Raw genomic sequence first — 24,042 nt, 5'->3', positions numbered from 1 at the left:
TTTATGGAGGCGGGGGCGGTTTGAGGAACCAGATCGCTCGGCCATCCGGATAAAACACACGTCGCAGACGTATGCCAATGCTTTCCACGTTTGTCCACCTGACCTCTGCCAAAGGCTTTGTGGCATTGCCTCCCCACCCTGGATTCAAAATTGGCTTGACGTAGTGGGGAGCTTCGTAGGTGTAAAACTTGACAACGCCTTGACCACCTGTCCCGGTGGCCTCGCCAGGGTATGCCCGAATCGCTTCGCCGTAGCCACGACTATTTGCTTCCGAAACCCTTAAAATCTGCGACTCTACAATCTCGTCGAGCCCACCTTTGTTGACTTGATGATAAAATAACCCATGTAGTTCTGCTGCGTCAACTGTGACCTCAACTTCTGCACCGACCGCCGCATCGATCTCGCCGGCGGCGGAGCTCCCCCCTGGTGGCAATGTGCTCGGCGCCGGTCGAACTGCACGGATGAGTGGCATGCCTTGCTGGAATGCAGTTTGCGTAGTAGAGGGTGCTCCGCCACGCAACTTCGAAAGCCCCCACCCAATACCTCGACCGGCAAAATAGCCAGCGCCACCGAGTGCACCACCAACCAGCCCTCCTCGGTTCGCACGCGCGAGCGCCTCTCCCGGTGACTGCCCGTCTAACAACGCTAGCCCGCCTTCGAGAGTCCAACCGGTTGTGGCGCCGCCGAGGATGGAACTGCCCAGTGCAGTGCCGATTAGGGGCAAGCCTAGTTTTAGCGCCAACCCACCGCTGAGGCCACCGGCCACAGTGGCACCGCCGCCAAGGCCGAAAGCTGCTATCATCTTGTTCGACGCAAGAATCTGTTGCGCTGCCGCAGCGGTTTCCCTGTTGTCGGCGATCTCCTGTACAGCATGCGCGTACTTCTTCCCCCACGCTTGCCCCGCGAAACTGGGCGTAAATGCCCACGCAAAGTGCCCTTCTTCCGCACGTTCTCCGGGTCGTGCGAAGATCGACTCGGTGGGAATGACCAGGTAGCGGTCATCCGTGCCCGCTATCAAGACCGGCGTGGCACCAGGCGCAATGAGAGAGCTATCACTCTTCCAGTCCTCGACCTGGTCAACTGAAATGTTGTCGCCCAACTGATGCGGTGATGTCCCCGCTTGATCGCTGAGAACGAGGGGACTCGACGCTGAGTATTCGAACTGATTGATGCCGCCACTCAGTCCGATCGGATCGCTGGCGGTCCACCGCCCCAACCACGGCGCATAATACCGCGCCGTGTGGTACCCAAGCCCCGTCTCTTCGTCCCGCTCCATCCCCGTGTAGCGGTACCGCTTCGCCGGTACGTCGATCTGACTGTCGACCAGCCGATACGCGCTCGTGCCATACGGGTGATACTCCTCGTACGAGATCACCGCCCCACTCTCGCTGACCTCCGTCGCCGCCGAGCCCAGGTGGTTGCTCAGCTGAAACCGCCAGATCCCCGTCGGGCTCCCAACGACGTCGCCGTCGTCCACCGTGTGCGTCTCGACGAGCAAGATCCGCCCGGTGTCGTCGCTGACGTGCAGCGACTCCCACTCCTCCTTCAGCGTCCCGTTGACCAGCGCGCCGTTGACCCGCTTGCGGTACAGCTCGAAGCTACCCAGGTAGATTCGCTCTTCGGTCGTCGCTCCCGCGTGCTCCACATACTTGCGGACCCGCTGCCCGCCCGCGTACTGGAAGTACACCTCCTGCGACCCCACCGTGCAGTGGTGCAGCTGGTCGAGTTCGTCCCACGCCATCGCCGACATGTGCGGCATCGCGGTGAAGTTGCCGTGCTCGTCGTGCGGGTAGGTGTGGCTGTACGTGGCCGTGTTCGTGTAGAGCGCCCCGGCCGAGTCCCCGGGGGCGCTGGTGCCCACGAGCCGGTTGCCGTCGGTCCGGTACTGGTACCGCCGCGTCCAGCCCGTCCCGCTCGCGGGCGCGTGGACGACCGTCTCGAGGTTGCCCACGGCGTCGTACGTGTAGCTCTGCGTGTACCGCCGCAGCGCGTTGGGGTCGTTCGCCATCGGCACCGCGCTGCTGTCTGGCAGCAGCTGCGTCGAGCTCCGCTGCGCCGTGCCCTGCGTGGCGTGCTCGCGGCCGGTCGCCTCGACCAGCCGGTAGAGCGCGTCGTAGGTGTAGCTGTTCGCGGCCTCGACGATCGCGTTCTGGAAATAGACCGTCTGCTGCGCGTCGTCGCGGATGTCCGTGACGTTGCCGACTGGATCGTGGTGATAGTGGAGACCCTGCAGCTTCTTGCTGTCGCTCGCGCGGGTGGTCTCGATCGAGCGCAGGCGGAAGTTCAGCGGGTCGTAGCTGTAGCTGGTCGTTGTGGAGTTGGCGGCGTGGGTGATCGACTCTCGCCGGCCGCGGACGTCGTACGTGATCTCCGCGACCACGGGCGTCGACGTGAGCGCGCCGCGGTGCTTGCAGTCGACGGTCTTCAGCGCGCCGCGCTGGTTGTAGGTGTACGCGACCTCCGAGCCGTCGGGCGAGATCGCGGTGAGGACCCGGCCGAGCGCGTCGTGGGTGCTCGACGACGTGTACACGGTCGTCTCGAGCGAGGGCGCGGCGGCGGTCGCCATGGTTGCGATAGTGTTCTGGTTGGCGATCGCTGTCCAGTCGGCGAGACCGGCGCCCGGCGAGCCTTCTACGTCAGCGTCGCTATCGCAGCCCGTTGGCCACCGTCGTAGCGCGAGCTCGACAACCCGACGACCGTCAAACGGAGAGACGGCCACCCGTCGACTGCTCATTTGTACAAGGTGGACAAATTAGAAGGTACAGGACCTTCGGGCGGGGTCATCAGCGGTAAGAGACCCCAACCGCGCAGATCTCCTCAGATCCCTTTGACCGCATCCACAGCATTTTGAAGAAACCTCAACCAGTCGACGATTGCCCCCGTTTTCCCCAAGACCGGCAGTTCGGCTTCCGTGCCAGAGGAAAGCCGAATACAGATGACTTCGGGAACAGGCTCTTTTGCAAGTCGGCCAAAGCTCTCGATACTCGAGTACTCCACGCACAAGCCAACAGTGAGATCTTCGTCCAGAACGCATACACTCGTCGACATAATCACCAGAGCCTTCGCACCACTCTCCGGCACGTTCTCGTACACGGCGAACGCGTCTGGAAACCCAGCCTCGAGTTGTTCCGTCCACCAAACAGGGTGTTGGCCGTGAGGAAACGAATAGTAGTTTGGCAGACCGCGCGTGTCTCCCGAACTCAACGCGCGAGGCCGCAGTGCTCGGTTTGCATGCATTTGAACTTTATTCATCACAAACTCCTCCACGGCCATGTCGTTGATGCCCGTGTCTACTCGGTTCAGCATGGTGTTGCCTTGACTAGTCGTTCAAGGTGGATGGATATGAGCGTACGGGATCCTCGACCAAATGTCACGCCGCCGCCACTTGTTTCTTCCCCAACCCCCAACCCGCGCGTCAGCCATAACGCTTGACTAGTTTTGCATAGCTCCCCCCAGGGGTGTTCCAGCGTGCAGGAGCACAGGGAAGTGCGAGGAGCGCACCCACGAAATCTCGAGGAGGCATGTATTGATGGGCCCTGATGTAGTGCAGGAGCAGGCTTGGCGCGATGTACACCGTCTCACTGACCGTGGAGGGAACCCAAACCTCTGACATTCCCAGCAGTATGCTCTTTCCGTCTATATCTGTGTAGACATCCCTGTCCCCACAGAAGGGGCACCCATGTACGCCTCGCATCGCGTTGAGGTGCAAAGGAATGGCTGATTCGATCCTAGCGATGGCCTGAGCAGGAATTACCCCTTTGAGAAAAGGTGCGTCCAGGTCGACCCACCCCACGTTGAGAAGCGATGCCTTCGACTGAAGTTTGGTGTAGCAGTACTTGCTGAGGTCACTATGTCGCATGTAGTATCCTCCTCGCAATCTCGTTATTCGGCATGCTGCTCAGTCGAGGTCGCCCATGTCGGGCACGAGCAAATCCAAGGGCTTCCACGGGGCGCTCATAGAACCCTGCGTCAGGCGTCGCCATCGCCGACCTTGGCCGCTATCGACGCGTGCTCGACGACGCGACGTTCGTCAAGCGGAGCGACCGCCGCCAAACTCAATTGACAGCGTCAAGAGTCCCTGAATATTGGGCTGTGGACGCTTCACCCCGCAGCCCTCCCTCGCCACGCCTCCACCCACCGAACCCGGCGCACGAAGGCATCGCCGCGCCTCGCCGCCTCAGCTCTCAGGCGCGGCGACGGGAGCCGCCTCCGGCGCAGGCGCAGGCTCGGGAACCGGACCCGTGCTGACCTCGTAGGTCGTCTCAATCTCATTATTCGTCGCAAACGAGATCGGCTGCCCCGGAATATCAATATTAATCTCGCTCTGGCTATACCCATTATACGAGACCGGCAGCTTCGACGCGAGGTTGAAGAACACCGTGTAGGAAGACTCCTCGAGGATCGAGACCATCGCCGTGGCCCCGCCCGCGTCGATCTCGGTCGCGCCGCTGCCCTCGACGGTGACGTCGAACTCCGCGACGTCACCTTCGACCCCCCGCAGCGTCCAGGTCACGTCGACCTCGACCGGGACCGAGCCAAACGGAAGCTCGCGCTCATCGGCCTTGGTCGGCAGCTCCACCTTGTTGCCGACTTCCAGGTCGACGGTCGGCAGATCCGGGAGCCCGAACAGACCAAAGTTCATGGGACCGTCGTCCTCGCCCTGGTTCTCGGCCATGGCCTTGGTCGCCTTCTCGTCCGCCTCACCCTTGAGGTCGATGATCGACCAGCTCTCGGACTTGGCGAGCTCGGCCCGCAGATCCATCGGCTCCTCGCCGGCCTCCTCGGCTTGCTTGCGCATGAACTCGGGATCGAGCTGACCCGAGCCCTTGTAGTCGAGCAGCTCGAGCACGCGACCGTGGACCTCGAGTCCCTCGCCTTGCGGCGTCGCCTCGATCACGCTGCGGACCGACAGCTCCGACTCGCCCTTACCCTGGGTGCTCGACAGCTCCATCTTGGTCTTGGTGGTGGCGATCAGCGTGAAGCCGTTGGCGTCGTAGACGTAGTCCTTGCCGCCCTCGGCCGCCTTGCCGCTGCCCCCGCCGTCGGCCTGGGCTCCGCCTGCGCCGCCGGGCTCGTTGGTTTTGTCCCCGTCGCAGGCGCTGCCGAACACGGCGAGGCCAAGCGCGAGCGCGACGGTGATCAAGGGACGAACGGGGGAACGGCGGGCCATCATGGGCCGCAAGCTACTTGCGCATTATGCGGGGTGCAAGCGCTGTCTTGGGTCTGCTACAAGCCTGCCCGCCGTGCTGAATTTCATAGCCGCGCTGTTCGGCCCTCGGGTCAAGCTCCCCCGTGATCGCGTCACGCGGATCGCGAGGCGCGCGCGCAAGCAGGCCAAGGAGCACGTCGACACGATGCAGCGCATCGTCGACGAGATCTCTGGACTTCCTGGTCTGGCCGACACGACCAAGACCAAGCGCTTGCCGCGGGGCTTCTATGATCGGGTCGACGACCTGCACACCGCCTACGATCGCTACGTGGAGACCGTCCGCGGTGAGCTCGGTCTCGCCGACGCCGCCGTGCCCGGCACGCCCGCGGGCAAGGGCGGCTGCTACGCGGCGCCATTTGGTGTCAGCGGGCCGGAGACGCTGGCGATCTATCGGGAGGTCCGAACCTGGAAGGACTTTCCGCAGGTCGCTCAGCGGCTCGGCGAGCTCGGCGAGCAACAGTTCAAGGACATCCAGGCCGGTCACACGGGCAAGGACCCCGAGAAGATCCGGATGACCAGCAAGGCCGCGGGTCGGGGTCGCCAGACCTTCGCCGAGCGCGGGCAGGCGTGTCCGTTCCTCGATGAGGGCAAGGGTCGCTGTCGGATCTGGGAGCGTCGGCCGATCAGCTGCCGCATGCACCACATCGTTGGCGACAGCGCGCTCGCGGATCCCCGCCACGAGCGACACGCCGACGTCGAGGTCGTCAACATTCGCCTGCCCGTGCGCCCGCAGGTCACCCTCTCGCAGATCGACAAGCGCATGGAGCTCGGCCTCTCGCCGTTCTTGTATGCGAGCGTGTTGCAGCTGCTTCAGCTGGGCGAGGGTGAGCTGCTGCAAGAGGTCGGCGAGGCGCCGCGGCGCATGCAGCAGGACGGGCGGGTGGTTCAAAAGGCCAACCGCAACGTCAAGCACGCGAAGAAGCACCAAAAGAAGAACAAGCAGCAGAAGAAGAAGCGCAAGTAGCAGGCGATTCCCCGCGCGGCGATTCAGCGCAGTCGTGGCTCTGGGTTGCGCGGCTTGCAGCGAGGGTGCACAGTGCTCAGACGTGGCTGCACCCCCGTCCCGCGGCAAGCGCTTCTTGAAGTTGGCTGGTATGACCGCCTCGGTCGCCGGCAACATGGCGCGGACGCGGGTCAAGGCGCTGTTCCAGTCCGAGGCCGACGCGGCGACCTCGCGCGAGGAATCCAATCGCGAGTCGGGCAACCGGATCGCGCAGACGCTCGGCGAGCTCAAGGGCGCGGTCATGAAGGTCGGGCAGATGGCGTCGATCGCCCAAGACGTGCTGCCCAAAGAGCTGTCCGACGCGCTCGGCAAGCTGCAGCGCGAGGCGCCGCCGATGGACTACGCGGTGATCGCCGAGCAGGTCGAGCGCGAGCTCGGCTCGGCGCCAGAGCTGCTGTTCTCACGCTTTGATCCGGAGCCGTTCGCGGCCGCCTCGATCGGGCAGGTCCACCGCGCGACCACCGACGACGGGCGCGATGTCGTGGTCAAGGTCCAGTACCCCGGTGTCGAGGACGCGGTCGACTCCGACCTGGCCCAGCTCAAGCTGGCCCTGCGCGCGAGCGGGATCGTCAACATCGGCCGCGAGGCGCTCAACGCCTCGTTCAAGGAGGTCCGCAAGCACCTCCACGAGGAGCTCGACTACACCAACGAGGCCGCCAACGTCCGCCTGTTTCGTGAGTTCCACCTGGGCCGCCACGACTTCATGGTCCTGCCCGAGGTCGTGGGTGAGCGCTCGAGCAAGCGGGTGCTGACGCTGACCTACGAAGGCGGCGATCAGCTCACGGATCTGAACGGCTTGGGCTACACCCAGGCCCAGCGCGATCAGCTGGGTCGCAACCTGTTCCACATGATGTGCAGTCAGGTGTTCGAGCTGGGCATCATCCACGCGGATCCCAACCCGGGTAACTTCGCGTTTCGGCCAGACGGCAAGCTGGTGCTCTACGATTTTGGCTGCGCCAAGCGGCTGCGGGTCGACATCATTGGCGCCTACAAAGATCTGATCGAGCAGGGTATCGCGCAGGAGTGGGACGCGGTCGACGACGCGCTGCTGCGTCTGGAGGTCCGGCGGCCAGACGGGCCCCGGCCCGACGATGGGTTCTACAAGAGCTGGCGTGACACCTTCGCCGATCCCTTCTTGGATGTGGCGATCTTCGACTACTCGCGCTCGACCGTGCACGACGAGGTGGTCAAGCTGATCCCGGGCTCGATCAAGCGGATGTCCTCGTTCCAGCCGGCGACCGAGCTGATCTTCTTGGATCGCACGGTGGTCGGTCACTACGGGAACATGCGGATCTTGGGGGCGCGGGTGCCGTCGTACACCTTCTTGAAGGGCTACCTCGACGCGTTCGCCGGCGAATTTGTTGCGCGGCCGGCAGACCCGGCGGCCTGAGTGCTAAGGAGATACCGCCGTGCTTGGTCGCCTGTTCTTGCTGTTCACCCTGGTCCCGCTGGTCGAGCTGTACCTGCTGGTCACCCTCGGCGGGCTCATGGGCGCGGGGCCGACGATCGCGCTGGTCGCCGTCACGGGGCTGCTGGGGTCGTGGCTGGCCCGCCGCGAGGGGCGTAAGGCGATCGCTAGCTATCGCGAGGCGCTGTCCAAGGGTCAGCTGCCAGAAGATGGGATCGTGTCGGGTCTGTTGATCCTGGCGGGCGGGGTCATGTTGATCACGCCGGGGATCCTCACCGATGTGTTTGGGCTGGCGATGATGGTGCCGCCGGTCCGCCGAAGCGTGGCGGAGCTGGTCAAGGCTCGGCTGCAAAAGCGCATCGAAGGGGGCGACATCCAGGTGATGCAGATCGGCGTTGGCGGGCTCGGCGGGCTCGGGGGCTCGGGGATGGGCGGCGGTGGTGGTCGTGGGCCGTTCGTCGACGCGGAGATCGTCGACGTCGACGCACGCGACTCTAGCGAAGACTGAGTCGCGAACGAGCGCCCCTGTTTTCAGAGGCGCCCGCCCGTCGTCCAAGATCCCCCCTCTATTGGAGGGGGTAGACGGTGCTGAAGAAGTCGTTGCCTGTCCCGGCGTGGCAACCGGTGCAGGTCATGTCGCCGTTGCCGTCGGCGATCACGCTGTCGTTCATGATCTCGTACCAGTACCAGCCGTTGCCCGCGTCGCTGTCGGCCTGGGTCTTGACCATGACGGCCCAGCCGATCCGGGCGTCGTTCGAGTACAGCTCCTTGATCGCAGCCGAGCCGATCGGGTGCGACGCGTTGCCGCCAGACAGGGAGTCGTCGAGGGCGGCGTTGATGAAGACCCGCACGTCGCCATGCGGGCTCGCGCCGGTCGCCGGGTGAACGGCGGACTCGGCGGGGAAGCCGGCGTACGCCTCGGACTCGAGGAACGGCAGCAGCTCGGCGGCGTTGGATGGGACATCGTCTCCATCGGCATCGCCATCGCCATCGCCGTCGCCGTCGCCGTCGCCGTCACCAGCGGTCTCGCCCGTAGTCTCACCGGTGCTGTCAGTGGCGGACTCGTCCCCGCCGGAGTCACAGCCGAATGAGACGACCGCGATCACGGCACACGCTTGAAGCAATTTGTAGTTCGTCATGAGTGATCGAGTCTGCGGTTTTTCGGGCCAAACAACCACCACAGTGACCGCCCCACCCCAGCGGATGGCTCAGATCCGCGCTCGCTCAGTGCACGCGGCCAAACACGACGTCCGTGCGATAGAACCCCGAGCTGTCCGACCCATGCCACGCATAGCCGATCGGCTGGCGGGCGTCGTCGGTCATGAACAAGATCGTCCCAATCCCAAACCCAGTCTCACCCTCCGCGCGGGTGTCGTCCTGGTGGCGATAGCGGGTCGAGTCGATCACCCGGACCACGTACGCATTCTCGATGTGGGCGACCGCGGCTGGCTTGGCGATCACCACCCCGATGTGGCCCGTGTTGCCGCCCTTGGGCCAGTTGGCGGGGCGCTTCCAGGCGAACAGGTCCCCGGGCTCGACGTCCTCGATGTCGGCGATCTGCTGCCACCCGCCACGCGCTCGCTGGGTCGGCGCCTTCTGGATGATGCGAACGTACGTGGCCGCCACGGGCCGCTCGCGATCCAGGGTCTCGAGCGCGGACTTGCTCACCTTGGCCAACGCCCAGTTGATCATGCCGGAGCAGTCGAAGTGGTAGAGCCCCTGCTTGGTCCGGACCTTGGTGCTGTGCTTATAGGTGGTGTCAGTGCGGGTGTCGTCGATGTGCTCGACCAGCTCGAACAGCTTCTTCGTGGCCCGGGTCGCGGGGGTGCCAGGCACCCACTGCGCGGCCGTCTTGCGCGCACCATCGACATAGACGAACGGCTCGGGCCCCGGCCGGACCAGGATCTTGGTCTGGGCCAGCGGTGCTGCATGAAAGCGCGCGGTGAGGTCGAGGTCCAGCTGACCGGAGGAGATCAGCGACTGAGTCAGCAGGGCGAGCTCGAGCAGCGGCATCAGGGATCCGAGACGATCAACCAGTCCAAACGCTTCGCTTTTTTTCTCCTATACCCCAGTCGAACCCGACGCGACCCGTGCTCGGCTTCGCCTCCGCGCGCGTCGCCACCCTCGCTTCGCTCGGGCTCGAGGTCGGGTCCGCCTGGGGAACGCTTCGCTTTTTCTCTTATACCCTCTGTGTTACTTGCACTGGGTGGGCGCCGCCATCGGGGTCGGGGTCCCGTCGCTGGCGGTGACGCCGATGTTGCCGATCGTCGACTCGCAGCCCCACTTCACGGTCGCTCCGGCACATCCCGCGCAGTCGACGTTCACGAGCGTGGCGTCGGCGGTGTCGCGCAGCTCGATCGCGGCGTCGTTGCCGGTGCCGCGCAGGTGCACGTGCTCGAACCGAGTCTTGACCGCGTGGGCGCCCAGCACGACGCCGCCCCAGGGCTGGACCTCGGGCGCGGGCGCGTCGGGCTCGCGCGCTGGTGGTGGGGTGGGCTCGAGGATGATCGGCGCCTCCTCGGTGCCGCGCAGCTCGAGCGTGCCCGCCTCGTAGTAGCCGACCCCCAGGATCACGCCAGGATCAAAGCCCAGGCGCGATCCTGGGGCGATCGACAAGGTCGCTCCCTTGTCGACGAACACGTCGCCGTGAACGATGATCGGAGCGGCCTGTGCGGCCCAGGTCGCGTCGGCCTCGACCTTGCCGCGCTCGAGGTGGATGTTGGCGCGGGCGTCGTAGCGGTTGTCGGGCCCGAGCGCCCCGAGCAGCGCGGGGGTCGTGCGGATCGCGACGGGCACGTCGATGAACGCGTTGTTGGCCAAGCTCTCGACCTTCACGCCAGTGCCGCGCAGCTCGACGCCGACCAGATCGCTGCGGAACGTGCACCCATCCAGGCTCAAGCTGGCGCTGCCTTCAGCCAAAATAACGCCCTCGTCGCGCGCGCCGCCATGGACCAGCTCGACGTTGCGGAGGGTCAGCTGGCCCTGATCTTGGACGTGCAACCCACCCCATCCGCCGGGCTGTTGTTGCTCGGCGGCGCGCAGGCTGATCGTCTGGTCGACCCCGTCGGGGACGCCGGTCGCGTCCAGGCTCCCGGCGCTGGCGCTGAAGCTGCCCGGCCCGAACCCGCCAATGACGATCCGGGCGTCGGGCAGGAAGTGGAGGCTGGTCCCCGGCGTGAGGCTGAGCTGGGCTGGGCGCATGGCCTCGCCTTCAACGCGGATCAAGCCTTCGATTCGGTAGGGGTTGGCCGGCCACTCGAGGGTCGCGTTCACCACCCCGGCCGTGATCGCAACCTGAGCCTTGGGCTCGAGCGTGAGGCTGTGCAGTCCGGCGGCGGCGGCCGGGGTCGCGCGGGCGACCACGCCGAGCCCAGACAGCTCGGCGCCGAGGACCTGGACGCCGCGCTCACCCGCGAGCTCGAGCGCGACGCCGGCGGAGCTGCGAACGGTCAGCCCTTGAACCTGGACCTGGGTGGCGACGATCCACAGCGCGGCCTGATCGGCCGTGCCCGCGCTGGCGATCTCCACGTGGCTCAGCGCCGAGCCGTCGGCCTGGGCGTAAAGGCGGACGCCCTGCCACCCGCCGCTGTCGCTGACCGAGTCGGCGACGAAGCGCACGGGCTGCTCGGGGGTGCCGTTGACCTTCAAGGTGCCAGGCTTGTCGCGCCCGACCTCGAGCACGGCGCCCGGCTCGAAGCGCAGCTGGACACCGGCCTCGACCTCGAGCGTCCCGCCGTCGATCCGGTACAGCCCGCGCACGTGCACGGGCGGACACGCGGCGGCGATCGTCCGGGCCTTGGTCTCGACGCCGGTCAGCAGCGCGGGACAGTCGGTGGCCTCGCCCTCGGGCGTGGGCTGGGCCTCCGCGGGTGGCTGAGCGTCTTGGCTGGTCTGGGCCTGCGCAGAGTCGTCCGCGCCGCCGTCGGATTTCTTGCGGGCCTTGGGCTCGTCGCCAAACAGGTAGCAGCCGCACACCAGGCCGAACAGAGCCGGGACAACAAACTTGGCGCCGCGCAGTCGACCCATGCCCGCGCTGGTACCACGGCGCGAGCGCTCGCAGCAACAGGCTCGAGTTCAGGAGGGCCGCAGTTTGGGCATGAGCAGGCCGTCGGGTAGGCGCCCGCGATCGCGCGCGTGGGTGATCGCCTCCATGGCGCGCTCGTCGACCACACAGCGCGACAGATCCAAGCTCGCGAGCGTGGCCAGGCGAGGGACGCTCGCAAGCACGTCGGCGAGCGCGAACGGGATCGGGTCGTTCGGCAGGCGCAGGGTCACCTCGGTCACCCCATCGAGCTCCGGGAGCCCGAGTAGATCCGCGAACGCGGCCGGGGAGATCCGCTCGGCGTACGCAAACTCCAAGGTGAGCGTGCGCAGCCGCGGCAAGCGACCGGGGACGAAGCGTCGGGACGAGCTGTCGCGCAGCCCGTTCATGTGCAGCTCGAGGTGCTCGAGGGTCGGCGAGTGCAGCTCGTGCAGCGGGGGTTGATCACTGTGCAAGATCAGCTTGTGGAGCCTGCGCAGGTGCGACCACAGCCGGGTCAGGGTCATCGTCGCGCGGGCGCTGCCAGCGTTGGCGACGTGGTCGCCGAGCTCGAGCTCGCGCAGACACGCGACGACCTCGGAGTTACACAGCGCGGGCTCGAGCTGCTGGCGACTCAGCAGCGCGCTCGTCACCCCGAGCGAGGTCATCCGCGCCGCGATCGGCAGCCGCAGCAGGTCGGTCAGGGTCTGCAGCGGAGCCAGGAACGCGCGCCCACGACCGACGCCGATGAACGCGGCGTCGATGAACCCCCGCGACCAGCGAACGACGACGGCGTCCGCGACCCGACGCAGCGGGCCGAACAGGTGGCTGGCGTGGCGCTCGAGGATGTCTCGCTCGCGCGCCTCGAGCTGGGCCAGGTTTGCGCCGCTGGCCTGCTCGCGGGCGTGCTGCAAGGCGATCAGCTGGCCGCGGGCGTCGCCGCGGGTCTGGAGTAGATCGCCGTAGATCAGGTGGGTGGCGACGTCGTCGGGGTTGTCGCGGAGCCTGGCCTCGAGCGCGAGGTCGCGCTCGCTCAGCGCCTCGACGATCTCGATCTCGCTCGCGGCCAGCTCCAGTCCGCGGGCCCGCCAGCGCTCGAGCTCGACGACGACGCGGCGCTCGGTCAGCCGCTCGTCGGCGAACAGCTGCGGCTCGCCCTCGACGAGCGCGCCGAGCTGCCCCTCGTCGATCGCCAGCTCGCCCGCGCCCGCCCGCAGGCGTTGGATGATCTGATCTGCCCGGGCCGGGCTGCGCGGATCGTAGGCATGGACGTGGCGCCAGATCGGCTCGACCTCGATCTCGGCCCCGACCGCCGCGAACCGCTCGGTCACGCGCCGGGCCTCGGCTGCGCTGACGTTGTCCAGGATCACGCCGCGGGTCCCGACCAGCTCCCTGGCTTCGCGCAGGCCGACGCCCGTGAACTTGCACACCAGCTCGAGCGCGGGCGCTGGGTTCTCGCTGCCGAGATAGCGGATCCGATAGGTCTCCATGCGGGGTGAGGGAGCACGCATACTACCGCCTGCGCTCGCTCGTTTGGCGGTTTGCTTGCAGGTGTGGCCGGGGGGACACTGCCGGCCATGGCCGCCGTCGTGACCGCGCTGGTACTGCTCACGTTTCTCGCGGCCTACCGGTTTTACGCCCGCTACATCGGCCGCAGCATCTACCAGGACGACGACCCCGAGTTCGTCACCCCCGCTCACGAGCTCGAGGACGGCAGCGACTTCGTCCCGACCAAGCGCCCGGTGTTGCTCGGCCACCACTTCACGTCGATCGCTGGCGCGGCGCCGATCATTGGACCCTGCGTCGCCGCGTACTGGGGCTGGCTGCCAGCGCTGCTGTGGGTCGTGTTCGGCACGATCTTCATGGGCGCCGTCCACGACTATGGCGCGCTGGTGGTGAGCGTGCGGGAGAAGGGCCGATCGATCGCCGACGTCGCCGCCAAGGTCGTCAGCGGCCGGGTCCGCCTGATGTTCCTGTGCTTCATCATGGTCCTGAGCTGGCTGGTGCTGGCGGTGTTCGCCATGGCGATCGCGGGGCTGTTCATGGCGGTCCCGACCTCGGTGCTACCGGTCAACATTGCGATCGTGGTCGCGGTGGTGATCGGGTGGTTGCTCTACAAGCGCCAGATGCCGCCGCTGATCCCCTCGCTGATCGCGTTGGTCGTGCTCTACGTGTTCGTGTGGGTCGGGACCAAGGTGCCGATCGACCTGACCGACGCGGGCCTCGACGCCCAGCAGGCCAACCTCGCCTGGCTCCTGGGGCTGTTCGTGTACTCGGCCATCGCCAGCTTGCTGCCGGTCTGGTTGTTGCTGCAGCCGCGCGACTACGTGAACAGCCACCAGCTGGTGGTGGGGCTCGGCTTGCTGTTCCTGGGCATATTCGTCGCCCACCCCGACTTCGACGCCCCGGCGATCCGCACGACCAACGGCGACGCGCCCTCGATGATCCCGTTCTTGTTCGTGACGATCGCGTGTGGAGCGATCTCGGGGTTTCACGGGCTGGTGTCGTCGGGGACCACCTCCAAGCAGCTCGACAAGCTCAGCGACGCGCGCCTGATCGGCTACGGCAGCATGCTCGGCGAGGGCGCGCTGGCGCTGGCCTCGACGATGGCCGCGGTCGCCGGGATCGGCCTGGTCGGCTTCTGCGCCCTGCCCGGCCAGGGCCCGGTCGAGGATCTGAGCTGGGCGGTCTACTACGACAGCTGGGCCCACGCGTCGGGCAACAAGGCGGCCGCGTTCGTGATCGGCGGCGCGGCGTTCTTGCAGGAGCTGGGGATCTCCACGCTGCTGGCCCAGACCCTGATGGCGGTGCTGGTGATCTCGTTCGCGTCGACGACCCTCGACACCGCCACGCGGATCGAGCGGTTCATCATCGCCGAGGTCGGCGACGCCCTGAAGATCAAGGTTCTGGCCAACCCCTACGTGGCGACCGTGATCGCGGTGGTGCCCGCGATCTTGCTGGCGACGCTGCGGGTGTCCGACGACAGCGGAGCCGTGCGCGAGGCTGCGTGGGCGCTGTGGCCGGTGTTTGGCGCCAGCAACCAAATGATCGCGTCGCTGACCTTGCTGGTGCTCGCGCTCTACTACTGGCAGCGACGCCGACCGGTGCTGCCGCTGGTGATCCCGATGCTGTTCGTGATGGGCGTGACGTGGCTGTCGCTGATCCTCCACCTGCTGGGGTTCTGGGCCGACCACGACTGGCTGCTGTTTGGGCTGACCGTGGTGCTCAGCGGCTTGATCCTGTGGATGAGCGTCGAGTCACTCGCGCTGTTCGTTCGCCTGGTTCGTGAGCGGCGAGCCGGAGCGGATGTGCCCAGTTGATCCAGGTGTGATCTCGCAGCGAGCCCACGAGCTGACCGCGGCCGCCCGCAGCTCTCGGGCCGGGCTTCGACCACGGCCGCCGTCGCACGGGCCTCCTGAACAGTTCGCGGGCCCCGCACGCAACCCATGAGACGGGGCTTGCGCAGGGTGGCCCCAGTTGGGATGCTCGCCGCTCATCACAGCGGAGGCCGTCCAGTGACGACCCACTACGTTCTCAAGATCCAATACGTCAACAAGCCCCCCGAGACCCGCAACATTGGTGCCCGAGTGACGAGCATCGGCCGCGAGGCTGGTGACATCGTGCTCGGTGATCCCCAGTCCTCTGGTCGCCACGCCGAGATTCACTTCGAGAATGGTGGTGTGCGCGTCAAGGACCTCGGAAGCACCAACGGCACCTTTTTTGGTGGCCAGCGAAGCCCAGAATTCGCCATGGAGCCCGGCCAGGGCTTCTCGATCGGTCAAACGGTCATGACGCTGATGTCCATCCAAGGGGCACAGCGTGCAGGCGCCGGAAAGACGATGATCGCAGTCGGCGGGATGCCGCGCGGCACCGGGGCGCCACCGCGTCCCCCGGGTGCGCCGCCTGGTCCGCCGGGGTTTGGTCCTCCGCCCGGCGCACCGCCCGGTCCTCCCGGGGCGCCACCCGGCGCGCCACCTCAAGCGGGATTCGGGGCGCCGCCGCCGTCCGGCGGGTTCGGGGCGCCGCCTCCCAGCGCGCCACCCCAAGCTGGTTTTGGGGCGCCGCCACCTGCCGGCGGGTTCGGGGCGCCGCCGCCCGGCGGTCCTCCGCCCGGCAGTCCTCCGCAGGGCGCTCCACCCCAGGGCGCCTACGGGGCCCCACCGCCCGGCGCGCCACCCCAAGGAGGCTTCGGCGGACCGCCGCAAGGTGCGCCTCCGCAAGGTGCGCCTCCGCAAGGTGCCTACGGCGCGCCACCGCCCGCAGGCGGATTTGGCGGGCCACCACCGGGAAGCCCGCCAAGCAGCTCGCCGCAGCCCGGCTTTGGCGGACCTCCGCCCGGCAGCCCGCCACCCGGGAGCCCGCCGCCTGGGGGCGGCGCCTACGGGGGCGCACCCATGGCGGCTGCGGCTGGCGGCGCGATGGCTGTCGGCGCGGCCGCAGGTCAGGCATTTGGGAGCCCGCCTCCGGGCGCGCCTCCGGCCTACGGCCAGCCGTCTGGCATGACCAACATGTCGGCCGGCGGCGAGGCGCGGGGTGACTTCGCGGGCACCGGTGGCGAGCTGCTCGGGCAGCTGTTCGTTGGCTACCTGCTGACCGTGATCACCTTCGGCATCTACATGCCGTGGTTCATGTGCAAGTTCGCCAACTTCATCGCGGAGCGGGTCACTTACGGCCCCACCGCGAAAGGCACGGTCCGCTTCAAGTTCGAGGGCGAGGGCGGCCAGCTGTTCGTGACCTTCCTGGTTGGCTACCTGCTGACCGTGATCACCTTCGGCATCTACGGCCCCTGGTTCATGTGCAAGCTGGCGAAGTTCTTCACGGACAACGCCACCGTCAGCGCCGACGACGGCAGCGTCTACAAGCCCCGGTTCGACGGCACCGGTGGCGACCTGTTCGTGACCTTCTTGGTCGGCTACCTGCTCACCGCGATCACCTTCGGCATCTACGGGCCCTGGTTCATGTGCAAGATGAACAAGTGGTTCTCGGAGAACACCAAGATCACCAAGAACGGTCAGGACGTCGGCGGCCTCGACTTCGTCGGCGAGGGTGGCGAGCTGCTCGTCACCTTCATCGTCGGCTACCTGCTGACCCTGGTGACCTTCGGGATCTACATGGCCTGGTTCCAGGTCAAGATGATCAAGTTCAACGCCGACAACACCAAGATCAACGTCGACGGGCACCGGCTCGGCATGCGCTTCACCGGTGAGGGCGGCGAGCTGTTCGTCATGTTCCTGGTCGGCTATCTGCTCACGATCGTCACCCTCGGCTTCTACATGTTCTGGTTCATGGCCAAGATGCTCAAGTGGCAGCTGTCCAACACCGTCGTGTTCGTCGAGGGCGGCGCACCCATGGGCGTGGGCATGGGCGGCGGCCAGGTCCAGCAGCTCGGCGGTCCGCCACAGGGTCAGATGCCCTACGGCCAGCCACCGCAGCCGCAGCTGGGTCAAGCGCCCGGCATGGGCCAGCAGCCCGGATACGGCGCGCCGCCGCAAGGTGGCGGCTACGGCGGCCCACCCCAAGGTGGCGGCTACGGCGGTCCACCCCAAGGTGGCGGATACGCCTGAACGAAAAACGGCCCGGATCTCCGGGCCGTTTTTTTGGGTTCGCCCTTTGTCACGCCGGCCTGCGTCACTTCGGCGGGTCGGGGACCGCGGGCAGGCTCGTCAGCGGTGACGTGATCCGGCGATACCCTGGCCACCAGCGATAGTGCTCGCAGTCGTGGCGACTGTAGAAGTCGATGATGTCCTCCCACTTGGCCTCGCCAGCGTCGATCTTGCGCGAGAACTCGACTGCAGGGACCTCGGCGCACATCTCCACGCCGCCGCCCGGAAAGTGTGAGCGACTGCTCAGGTTGTCGTGGCCGACCGCCTGCGGCGGGATCTTGCTGAGCCAGCGCGCGCCGATCTGCGACACCTCCATGACCCGCAGCTCCGTCAGCTCGACCTCGTGCTGTCCCGAACAGACCGAGATCTCCGCGAGCTCGCCGGGCTGCAGGACCATGGCGTTGTAGCGGGTCTGGGCGCGGATCTGGCAGTCGCCCGCCCGGCTGCGCATGCGCACGAAGTACGCCAGGGGCTCATGGCTGACGTTCTTGAACAGCGCGAAGGTGTGGACGTTCTTGGTCTGCATCCCCCGGCGCTCGACCTGGACCTCTTCGGCCTTCACCGAGATCTGCAGGCCCGCCTCGGTGATCGACGTGCCCAGCGGGATCGAGCGTGGGTCACCAGGGGACGCGACATGAAAGAAGGCGTTGGGCTGGAGCAGGCGCGTGGGCTCGACGGGCGCGAGCTCGTGAAGCGCGACGGTGTCGTCGATCGAGGTCTGATAGAACTCTTCGCTGTTCTGGTAGCTGGCCGTCTGGGCCAGGGCCTTGCGCTGAGCCTGGTCGGGGTCGATGCGCTTGGCCAGCGCGACGTCGACCGCGTCGCCGGTGTCCAGGGTCATGCGCGTGCTGACCCAACCGCCCAGCAGCACGACCATCACTAGACCCATGCCAGCGGCGGAGCGGGTGGCTGTCGCCTCCATCCGCGAGACCTTAGCAGCCTTGGACCCCCGACAGACACTGTTTTCAGCGCGGGTCCCCAGGTCTGCGGGTATAGCATCAGCGCATGGTCGAACAGGCGCTGAGTGTCCCCGGGAGCGCGAGTCTGGCCGGGCTGTGCATCGGCATCGCGGTGGTGGCGGCCGCCGGCGTGCCCGCGGCGCGGTGGTACGCGGGTGTTCGGGGCGACGAGCCAAGCCCGACACGGCGCGCGGCCACGCTGCGCACGGGCGTCGCCGTGGCGGTCTGGCTGAGCTTGACCGGGGCGCTCGCCGGGTCTGGAGCGCTGGCCAATTTCGAGAGCTTTCCCCCACCGGTGATGCCGGTCGTGCTCGCCAGCTTCGTCTTGACCTTCGTGCTGGCGTTCTCGCGGTTTGGCGAGCGCCTCGCCCGGGACCTGCCGCTGTCCCTGCTCGTCGGCTACCAGGGCTTTCGCGTGGTCGTGGAGATCATGCTGCACCGGGCCAGCGAGGAGGGCGTGATCGGGCAGCACATGACCTGGTCGGGCCTCAACTTCGACGTGGTCACCGGGCTCACGGGGCTCGGCCTGGGTCTATGGTTGTGGCGGCGCGAGCAGGGGCAGCCGCAGCCGCGCGCGCTGCTGTGGGTGTGGAACCTGCTCGGGCTCGGGCTGCTGGCCACGATCGTGGGGATCTCGATCCTCTCGATGCCCGGGCCGCTGCGGCAATTCGGCGGGCCGCCCAACGTGTGGATCGCCGACTTCCCGTTCGTGTGGTTGCCAACGATCATGGTCACCGCCGCGCTGTTCGGGCACCTGCTGGTGTTCCGTCGGCTCCTGGGCCCGATGAAGAAGGCCAGCTAGAGCGCCGATCAGTCAAAGATGTTCGCGGTCTCGCTTGCCTGCTTGGCGCGTGCGGCCCAACGCTGCAGCAGGTCGGGGTCGCTGCACGCCTGGATTTTGGCCCTGGATGCGGCGTCCACGGGGAGCTCACGAAGCTCGAGGATTGTGAACACGAGCTCAGCGAGGACCTCGCGCTTGCCTTCCAGCAGGCCCTCGCGCTTGCCCGCCAGCATGCCCTCGCGCTTGCCCGCCAGCATGCCCTCGCGCTTGCCGTCGTCTCGCCCGTCGTGATAGGCGATGCTGTTGAGTTCGAGTTCCGTGAGTTCGTGGCGTTCTTCCATCGTCAGGTCTCCGATCATGCGGTCGCGTTCGTGCTGTGGTACGGCGCTCAGGATGATCGCAGCGTAGCGCCACCGGCGTTCGTCCGCGAGCTCCCCAGCCACATCCCAGGCAATTTGCGCGATCTCGTAGTCACCGTTGATCGCGTGGAGCACCGCCGAGAGCACGACCAACGCGGGGCGCAGCCGGGCCAGCTCGAGATCGGTAATGCGCGGCATGTTTTCGTGGTCGAGAACCAGCAAACCTTCACGCATTGGGATCTCCAAACGCCCAAGTCCTCGCGACCAGCGCCCCACGGCCTTGGACAGCGGGACCACGAGAACCGCAGTATTTCGCTTCAGTTGCTCGGCGAGCAGGGCCCAGTAGACCCACAGGCGCCAGCGCTTGACCGAGTTGATGCGCTTTTGGACCTCGACGATCACCGCGATCCCGGCACGGCGATGTTCCGGTTGCTCGAGCTCGGCGGAGAGCGCGAGGTCCATCCGAAGCTCCCCGGTGTCTCCGGTGATCGGCAGATGACGATCGAGCTCCCCCTTGCGATCGGTGTATTGCGTCAGTGGCGGCAGCTCGATGCCAAACACTGACCGCAGCAGGTCAAACGCGAGCCTCGGGTCATCGCGGAACAGCGAGACCACCCCCTGGTGCAGTGTGCTTGGCATCGTGACGCATCACCAAGGCAAGCGACGTGCCACGGCGATTCGCCAATGATGTTGGGCGAGGCAAAAATTTTAGTGGCCTGGCAGCGGGACAGTGGCCCGCTGCCGGGCCGCCAACGCGTGCGAGTCAGCGCCCGTCATCGGTGGCCCAGCTGGGATCATCGGGCCGACGATCCCAGTGACCCGTCCGCGCGAACAGCAGCGCGTTGAGGCTGGGGAGGTCGAGGCCAGCGCGGGCGGCCAGCCACAGATACGCCCCACGCACCCGCAGCTTCGGCCCGACCACCTCGGGCAGTCGGTGCGGCTGTGGCCAACGTCGGGCCTGCTCGCTGCGCTCGTGATCGCGGATCCAGTCGGCGAAGGTCGCGGTCGTGAGCAGGGCGCCCCGCTCGAGCGCGCGGCGGAACGCGAGCTGATCGAGGATCAGCTCGTGCAGCTCGGCCCAGCACACGACCGCGAGCGTCGGCGTGGCCGGGCGCGGCTCGCCGCGGGTCCAGTCGGGTGCGCGAGCTTGGTCGGGCAGCGCGAGGCCAGCGACGGCCGCCGCGCGACGGACGGTCACCCGCTCCGGACCGACGAGCTCGCTCTCTCGCAGCCCACCCGGCCAGCGCGAAGATAGCTCGACGAGCAGCTGACGGTACGCGGGTCCGCGAGTCCCCCCGGCCAGCCTCGCCGCCGCGGCGACGGCGTCGTACTTGTCGATCATCGACTGCCACTGGCTCCGCGGGGGCGACTCCTCCCAAAACTCGGCGGGGGCGAAGCCCGGTACACGCTCGCGGATCATGAGCATGTCGAGTGTCTTACCAGATTGTCGGTTCACCTCTGCTACGCTTGCGGACGAGCTCAGAAAACTCATGACCCGTGGTGTCCGAGACATTGGCCCAGGCGAAGGGTCCTCATCATCAGCGCTCATGCTCGATTCCATCGAATTCCTGCCTGGCGAATCCTGCGTCGGCGTCACCACGCTGGGCGGAAGCTCCGAAGACGGCGCCAATTCGGAGCTCGCGGCCAGCGAGCGGCCGGCTCAGCGCGAGCTGCTCGAGTTGGCCCGCGCGGGCGATGAGCGAGCCCTGCGGCTCATCTACGAGCAGCACGAGAACCAGGTCCGCGGTCACCTGTTTCGCCTGCTCGGGCGCGACAGCGAACTCGACGATCTCGTGCAGATCGTGTTCTCCCGGGCGTTCGCGGCGATCGGCCGGTTCGAGGGCAAGGCCGCGATCTCGACCTGGCTGTACCGGATCACCGTCAACACCAGCCACAACCTGATCCGGCAGCGCTTTCGTCGCGAGCGGATGCAGCGCGCGGTTCAGTGGTTCGAGTTTGGCCGCGGCGCCGATCGGGTCGCGCCCAGCAAGGTCGAGGCACGTGACGAAGCCCAGCGGATCCTCGCCCACCTCGCGCCGGACCTGCGCCAGATCTTCGTGCTCTACCACCACGAGGGGCTGACCCTGCAAGAGATCTCGGAGATCATCGAGCGGCCGCTCTCGACCGTGGGCGATCGGCTGACGCGGGCCCGCAAGCAGCTGCGCGAGCTGGTGAGTCAGGACTGACATGTCGCAGGTTCACTACGGCTGCCACGAGTTCAGGGAGGACACCGAGCGGGTTCTCCAGGGTCGGGCTCACCCCGAGCTCGCGCGGCTGTACCACACCCACCTCGCGTGCTGTCGCGACTGCCAGCGCTACCACCATCGCCTCGAGGCCATCTACCGACGTCCGCGACCGGTCACGCCGCTCGACACCTTCGCCCGCGAGCGCGAGTTCGGAGCGATCCTCGAGCGCGCCAAGTCGCACGGCGAGCGCCACGGCCGGGCTCGTGCGCTGCGCCGGGCCAGCACCACGGTGGGCGTCGGCGGGCTCACGATCGCCGCCGTGATCTTGGCGCTCGCGCTGGTCGTCCCCAGCTTTGGCGCGCGACTGTTCCAGCCGCCCGCGGTCGCCCAGCTCGAGCTGCGATCCGACACCGGCTACACCAGCTACGGCGACGGCATCCGCATCCCGGTCGGTCACAGCCTCTCGCACCAGGCCCAAAAATTCGCGCGAGTGATCGGCTGGGAGTCGGGCTGGGACGCGGCGCGGGAGCCCGGCGGCCGGGTCGAGCTGACCGACGCCGAAGGCCGACCCACGACAGGCGACAGCCTCACCGTCGGCACCCGCATCGCGACCCGCGACACCGCCGTGCAGGTCGCGTTTGTCGGCCGCTTGATCGCCAACTTCCAGCCCCACACGATCGCGCGCTGGAACAGCGCCAGCCCGAGCCTGGTGGAGTTCGGGCTGCTCTCGGGCACGCTCGCGGTCCGCTACGATCGCCGCCCCGGTGATCCGATCTTGCAGGTCCGAACGCCACACGCGGTCGTGCGGGTGGTCGGCACGGTGTTCACCGTCACCGTCGAGGACGGCCGCACCTCGGTCTCGGTCCTGCGCGGAAAGGTCGTCGTCGTCGATCCCAGCAACGGTCGCCCGCTCGGTGAGGTCGAAGCCGGATTTCGGTTCGACGTTGGCGACTCGAGCTATCGAGACGTCGGGCGCCAGGAAGTCGCCGCCGCGCTGCCCCTGTCCGAGCTCGGCGAGCTGCTCGTCACGATCTCGGACGCCGGTGAGATGCGCGTGCAACCGCCCCCTCGCGAGCTCGGTCAGATCCCCCGGGCGTGGACGGTGCCTGGCCTGAGCAACGATCCTTCCCAGCGGATCCTCGACCGCGTGCTCGACCCCGACGCGCCGACCGCCTCGACCGCCCCGACCGCCCCGACCGCCTTGCTGGGCGGGGAGGTGGCTCCGGCCACGGGTCGCGCGGCAGCTCGGGCGGCGCATCGGGCCGAGCCCGCGCGGCACGCCCCGGCCGACGACAACGGCGAGGCCGCGACCCGCAAATTAATCAACAAGCAAATTCGCCGCGAGCGCGATCGCAAGTCCATGGTCGAAGCTCGGCTCGAGCGCTGTCGCGTGCTGCAGGCCGAGCCCGAGACCCGATTTCGCGCGGCGCGTTGCCTCGGCGACTTCATGAGCGAGCTCGGCGATCAGCCCGAGGCCGTCGAGGGGCTGCTGTTGCTGGGCACCTTGCGCATGGATTTCGCCCACGACTATCAGTCGGCGACGCGCAACTTCGAAGAGTTCCTGCGCCGAGCTCCCCAGCACCCGAAGGCCGAGCTCGCCCGCTACAAGCTGGTGCTCGCCGCGATCGAGGCCGGCTACATTCCTCACGCGCTGCAGCGTGGCTTGGCCTACCTGCGGCACTACCCCGACGGGCAGTATGTCGGCCGCATCCTGCAGCGCTTCCCGGAGCTCAAGTCCGAGATTTGATCGCGCGCGTGGTCGTTGACAGCGGCGGCCTGCGGGGTCGAAGCTGGGCGAGTGAGTGAGGGTGAGGAGCTCGTCGTCCGCGACGATGTCGAGTCGGAGTCGCTGCTCGTCAGCGCCGAGCGACGGGCTCCGGACGCCTACGAGGCCGAGTACATGCACGGCGAGGGCATGGTGCTCTACCGCGACAAGAGTCGGGCTCCGTGGCCGCTGCACGCGGTGTTTGGTGCGCTGAGCTTGGTGACGATCGGGTCGGCGTTCGCAGGCGCTGGCGCGTGGATCGGCACCGCGATCACCCTGCCGCTGCTCCTGGTGATGTGGCTGCTGTTCTCGGTCCTGCGCGTGACCGTGTCCGAGGGGCACGTCAACGTGCAGTACGGCCTGTTCGGACCGAAGATCCCGATCTCCTCGATCGCGTCGGTCGAAGCGGTCGAGTACGACTGGAAGCAGTGGGGCGGCTGGGGGATCCGCGTCAACATGAAGGGCGAGTGGATCTACAACATGCCCGGCGACCAAGGCCGCGCCGTTCGCATCGAGTGGACAGATCGCAAGGGCAAGTCGAAGGTCACCTACATCGGCAGCCTCGAGTCGGAGGACCTCGCGGGGCGTATCGCCCAAGCGCGCGCGCTCACAGCCGCCCACCAACCCGCGGCGCTCGAACCCGGCGGGGACTGAGCAGCCTGGATCTCCTCGCGCGAGCGCGTCCATGCGGACCCAGCGCTGCGATTGGGGGGCAGGGCTGGGTCCGCATGGACGCGCTCGCGCGAGG

The 24,042-nt window shown here is 67.3% G+C and carries 20 protein-coding genes and 1 pseudogene; 10 read left to right on the top strand and 11 right to left on the bottom strand.

The features are described from left to right. Position 1 precedes the first annotated feature (1 nt). From ENSA7_RS27545 to ENSA7_RS27535, 4 genes are all read right to left on the bottom strand, one after another. Positions 2–2,566: an RHS repeat-associated core domain-containing protein gene (locus tag ENSA7_RS27545; protein WP_181234173.1), complete on the bottom strand. Its 2,565-nt coding sequence runs from the start codon at positions 2,564–2,566 to the stop codon at positions 2–4. Between the two features lie 251 nt (positions 2,567–2,817). After that, positions 2,818–3,306: a hypothetical protein gene (locus ENSA7_RS42555; RefSeq protein WP_146158198.1), complete on the bottom strand. Its 489-nt coding sequence runs from the start codon at positions 3,304–3,306 to the stop codon at positions 2,818–2,820. A gap of 109 nt (positions 3,307–3,415) precedes the next feature. After that, positions 3,416–3,859, bottom strand: coding sequence for a DUF7919 family protein (locus ENSA7_RS42550; protein ID WP_146158197.1), 444 nt, complete (start codon positions 3,857–3,859; stop codon positions 3,416–3,418). A 318-nt stretch (positions 3,860–4,177) separates the two neighbouring features. Then, the gene (locus ENSA7_RS27535; protein ID WP_181234172.1) at positions 4,178–5,173 is read right to left on the bottom strand and encodes a hypothetical protein; all 996 of its coding nucleotides are present in this window, start codon (positions 5,171–5,173) and stop codon (positions 4,178–4,180) included. Between the two features lie 70 nt (positions 5,174–5,243). Between ENSA7_RS27535 and ENSA7_RS27530 the strand changes: the two genes are divergently transcribed. The 3 genes from ENSA7_RS27530 (at position 5,244) to ENSA7_RS27520 (ending at position 8,128) form a co-directional block, all read left to right on the top strand. Beyond that, complete coding sequence (locus tag ENSA7_RS27530; RefSeq protein ID WP_181234171.1) at positions 5,244–6,173, top strand: YkgJ family cysteine cluster protein; 930 nt, start codon at positions 5,244–5,246, stop codon at positions 6,171–6,173. A gap of 130 nt (positions 6,174–6,303) precedes the next feature. Beyond that, on the top strand, positions 6,304–7,602 hold the full coding sequence (locus tag ENSA7_RS27525) for an ABC1 kinase family protein (RefSeq protein WP_106092339.1): 1,299 nt from the start codon (positions 6,304–6,306) through the stop codon (positions 7,600–7,602). Positions 7,603–7,621: 19 nt separating this feature from the next. Beyond that, a complete protein-coding gene (locus tag ENSA7_RS27520) occupies positions 7,622–8,128 on the top strand; it encodes an FxsA family protein (protein WP_106092338.1) in 507 nt (168 codons plus the stop codon). 58 nt (positions 8,129–8,186) lie between these two features. On the opposite strand, the gene ENSA7_RS44255 is transcribed toward ENSA7_RS27520, so the two are convergent. The 4 genes from ENSA7_RS44255 to ENSA7_RS27500 all read right to left on the bottom strand — a co-directional run bounded on the left by ENSA7_RS44255 (position 8,187) and on the right by ENSA7_RS27500 (position 13,131). After that, the gene (locus ENSA7_RS44255; protein ID WP_181234170.1) at positions 8,187–8,759 is read right to left on the bottom strand and encodes a hypothetical protein; all 573 of its coding nucleotides are present in this window, start codon (positions 8,757–8,759) and stop codon (positions 8,187–8,189) included. Between the two features lie 85 nt (positions 8,760–8,844). Continuing rightward, the gene (locus tag ENSA7_RS27510) at positions 8,845–9,633 is read right to left on the bottom strand and encodes a hypothetical protein (RefSeq protein WP_106092336.1); all 789 of its coding nucleotides are present in this window, start codon (positions 9,631–9,633) and stop codon (positions 8,845–8,847) included. A gap of 180 nt (positions 9,634–9,813) precedes the next feature. Continuing rightward, positions 9,814–11,646, bottom strand: a complete 1,833-nt coding sequence (locus ENSA7_RS27505) for a hypothetical protein (RefSeq protein ID WP_106092335.1) — start codon at positions 11,644–11,646, stop codon at positions 9,814–9,816. A gap of 48 nt (positions 11,647–11,694) precedes the next feature. After that, complete coding sequence (locus ENSA7_RS27500) at positions 11,695–13,131, bottom strand: hypothetical protein (protein ID WP_106092334.1); 1,437 nt, start codon at positions 13,129–13,131, stop codon at positions 11,695–11,697. Positions 13,132–13,218: 87 nt separating this feature from the next. Here ENSA7_RS27500 and ENSA7_RS27495 point away from each other — a divergent pair, with 87 nt between their 5' ends. From ENSA7_RS27495 to ENSA7_RS45470, 3 genes and pseudogenes are all read left to right on the top strand, one after another. Further along, positions 13,219–14,961, top strand: coding sequence for a carbon starvation CstA family protein (locus ENSA7_RS27495; protein WP_106092333.1), 1,743 nt, complete (start codon positions 13,219–13,221; stop codon positions 14,959–14,961). A 126-nt stretch (positions 14,962–15,087) separates the two neighbouring features. Next, positions 15,088–15,432 (top strand): annotated as a pseudogene (locus ENSA7_RS46190) (FHA domain-containing protein); the annotation flags it as partial. A 603-nt stretch (positions 15,433–16,035) separates the two neighbouring features. Next, positions 16,036–17,205, top strand: coding sequence for a DUF898 family protein (locus ENSA7_RS45470; protein WP_244923928.1), 1,170 nt, complete (start codon positions 16,036–16,038; stop codon positions 17,203–17,205). Between the two features lie 64 nt (positions 17,206–17,269). On the opposite strand, the gene ENSA7_RS27485 is transcribed toward ENSA7_RS45470, so the two are convergent. Beyond that, positions 17,270–18,166 (bottom strand): hypothetical protein, encoded by an 897-nt coding sequence (locus tag ENSA7_RS27485; RefSeq protein WP_106092331.1) that lies wholly within the window; start codon positions 18,164–18,166, stop codon positions 17,270–17,272. Between the two features lie 83 nt (positions 18,167–18,249). Between ENSA7_RS27485 and ENSA7_RS27480 the strand changes: the two genes are divergently transcribed. Beyond that, positions 18,250–19,005, top strand: a complete 756-nt coding sequence (locus ENSA7_RS27480) for a DUF8737 domain-containing protein (protein WP_106092330.1) — start codon at positions 18,250–18,252, stop codon at positions 19,003–19,005. A gap of 8 nt (positions 19,006–19,013) precedes the next feature. On the opposite strand, the gene ENSA7_RS27475 is transcribed toward ENSA7_RS27480, so the two are convergent. Both ENSA7_RS27475 and ENSA7_RS27470 read right to left on the bottom strand, forming a co-directional pair. After that, positions 19,014–19,958, bottom strand: a complete 945-nt coding sequence (locus ENSA7_RS27475) for a hypothetical protein (protein ID WP_146158194.1) — start codon at positions 19,956–19,958, stop codon at positions 19,014–19,016. Between the two features lie 148 nt (positions 19,959–20,106). Beyond that, positions 20,107–20,769: a hypothetical protein gene (locus tag ENSA7_RS27470; protein ID WP_106092328.1), complete on the bottom strand. Its 663-nt coding sequence runs from the start codon at positions 20,767–20,769 to the stop codon at positions 20,107–20,109. Positions 20,770–20,890: 121 nt separating this feature from the next. Here ENSA7_RS27470 and ENSA7_RS27465 point away from each other — a divergent pair, with 121 nt between their 5' ends. From ENSA7_RS27465 to ENSA7_RS27455, 3 genes are read left to right on the top strand one after another with little or no spacing between them, the layout of a single operon-like run. Then, positions 20,891–21,529 (top strand): RNA polymerase sigma factor, encoded by a 639-nt coding sequence (locus tag ENSA7_RS27465; protein ID WP_181234168.1) that lies wholly within the window; start codon positions 20,891–20,893, stop codon positions 21,527–21,529. Position 21,530: 1 nt separating this feature from the next. Then, a complete protein-coding gene (locus ENSA7_RS27460) occupies positions 21,531–23,276 on the top strand; it encodes a FecR domain-containing protein (RefSeq protein WP_106092326.1) in 1,746 nt (581 codons plus the stop codon). 51 nt (positions 23,277–23,327) lie between these two features. Beyond that, the gene (locus ENSA7_RS27455; protein WP_106092325.1) at positions 23,328–23,948 is read left to right on the top strand and encodes a DUF3093 family protein; all 621 of its coding nucleotides are present in this window, start codon (positions 23,328–23,330) and stop codon (positions 23,946–23,948) included. The last annotated feature ends 94 nt before the right edge of the window (positions 23,949–24,042 follow it).

The sequence above is a fragment of the Enhygromyxa salina genome, assembly GCF_002994635.1.
GTDB lineage: Bacteria > Myxococcota_A > Polyangia > Nannocystales > Nannocystaceae > Plesiocystis > Plesiocystis salina_B.
Note: the sequence above shows the minus strand (reverse complement) of the source record. Positions and strands in the feature narration are given on the sequence as shown.

What these genes read in the sequence shown, in the direction of transcription:
- ENSA7_RS27545 (WP_181234173.1), bottom strand. Translation starts at nt 2,566, where the DNA reads ATGGCGACCGCCGCCGCGCCCTCGCTCGAGACGACCGTGTACACGTCG.
- ENSA7_RS42555 (WP_146158198.1), bottom strand. Translation starts at nt 3,306, where the DNA reads ATGCTGAACCGAGTAGACACGGGCATCAACGACATGGCCGTGGAGGAG.
- ENSA7_RS42550 (WP_146158197.1), bottom strand. Translation starts at nt 3,859, where the DNA reads ATGCGACATAGTGACCTCAGCAAGTACTGCTACACCAAACTTCAGTCG.
- ENSA7_RS27535 (WP_181234172.1), bottom strand. Translation starts at nt 5,173, where the DNA reads ATGATGGCCCGCCGTTCCCCCGTTCGTCCCTTGATCACCGTCGCGCTC.
- ENSA7_RS27525 (WP_106092339.1), top strand. Translation starts at nt 6,304, where the DNA reads ATGACCGCCTCGGTCGCCGGCAACATGGCGCGGACGCGGGTCAAGGCG.
- ENSA7_RS44255 (WP_181234170.1), bottom strand. Translation starts at nt 8,759, where the DNA reads ATGACGAACTACAAATTGCTTCAAGCGTGTGCCGTGATCGCGGTCGTC.
- ENSA7_RS27510 (WP_106092336.1), bottom strand. Translation starts at nt 9,633, where the DNA reads ATGCCGCTGCTCGAGCTCGCCCTGCTGACTCAGTCGCTGATCTCCTCC.
- ENSA7_RS27505 (WP_106092335.1), bottom strand. Translation starts at nt 11,646, where the DNA reads ATGGGTCGACTGCGCGGCGCCAAGTTTGTTGTCCCGGCTCTGTTCGGC.
- ENSA7_RS27500 (WP_106092334.1), bottom strand. Translation starts at nt 13,131, where the DNA reads ATGGAGACCTATCGGATCCGCTATCTCGGCAGCGAGAACCCAGCGCCC.
- ENSA7_RS27495 (WP_106092333.1), top strand. Translation starts at nt 13,219, where the DNA reads ATGGCCGCCGTCGTGACCGCGCTGGTACTGCTCACGTTTCTCGCGGCC.
- ENSA7_RS45470 (WP_244923928.1), top strand. Translation starts at nt 16,036, where the DNA reads ATGGCGGCTGCGGCTGGCGGCGCGATGGCTGTCGGCGCGGCCGCAGGT.
- ENSA7_RS27485 (WP_106092331.1), bottom strand. Translation starts at nt 18,166, where the DNA reads ATGGAGGCGACAGCCACCCGCTCCGCCGCTGGCATGGGTCTAGTGATG.
- ENSA7_RS27480 (WP_106092330.1), top strand. Translation starts at nt 18,250, where the DNA reads ATGGTCGAACAGGCGCTGAGTGTCCCCGGGAGCGCGAGTCTGGCCGGG.
- ENSA7_RS27470 (WP_106092328.1), bottom strand. Translation starts at nt 20,769, where the DNA reads ATGCTCATGATCCGCGAGCGTGTACCGGGCTTCGCCCCCGCCGAGTTT.
- ENSA7_RS27465 (WP_181234168.1), top strand. Translation starts at nt 20,891, where the DNA reads ATGCTCGATTCCATCGAATTCCTGCCTGGCGAATCCTGCGTCGGCGTC.
- ENSA7_RS27460 (WP_106092326.1), top strand. Translation starts at nt 21,531, where the DNA reads ATGTCGCAGGTTCACTACGGCTGCCACGAGTTCAGGGAGGACACCGAG.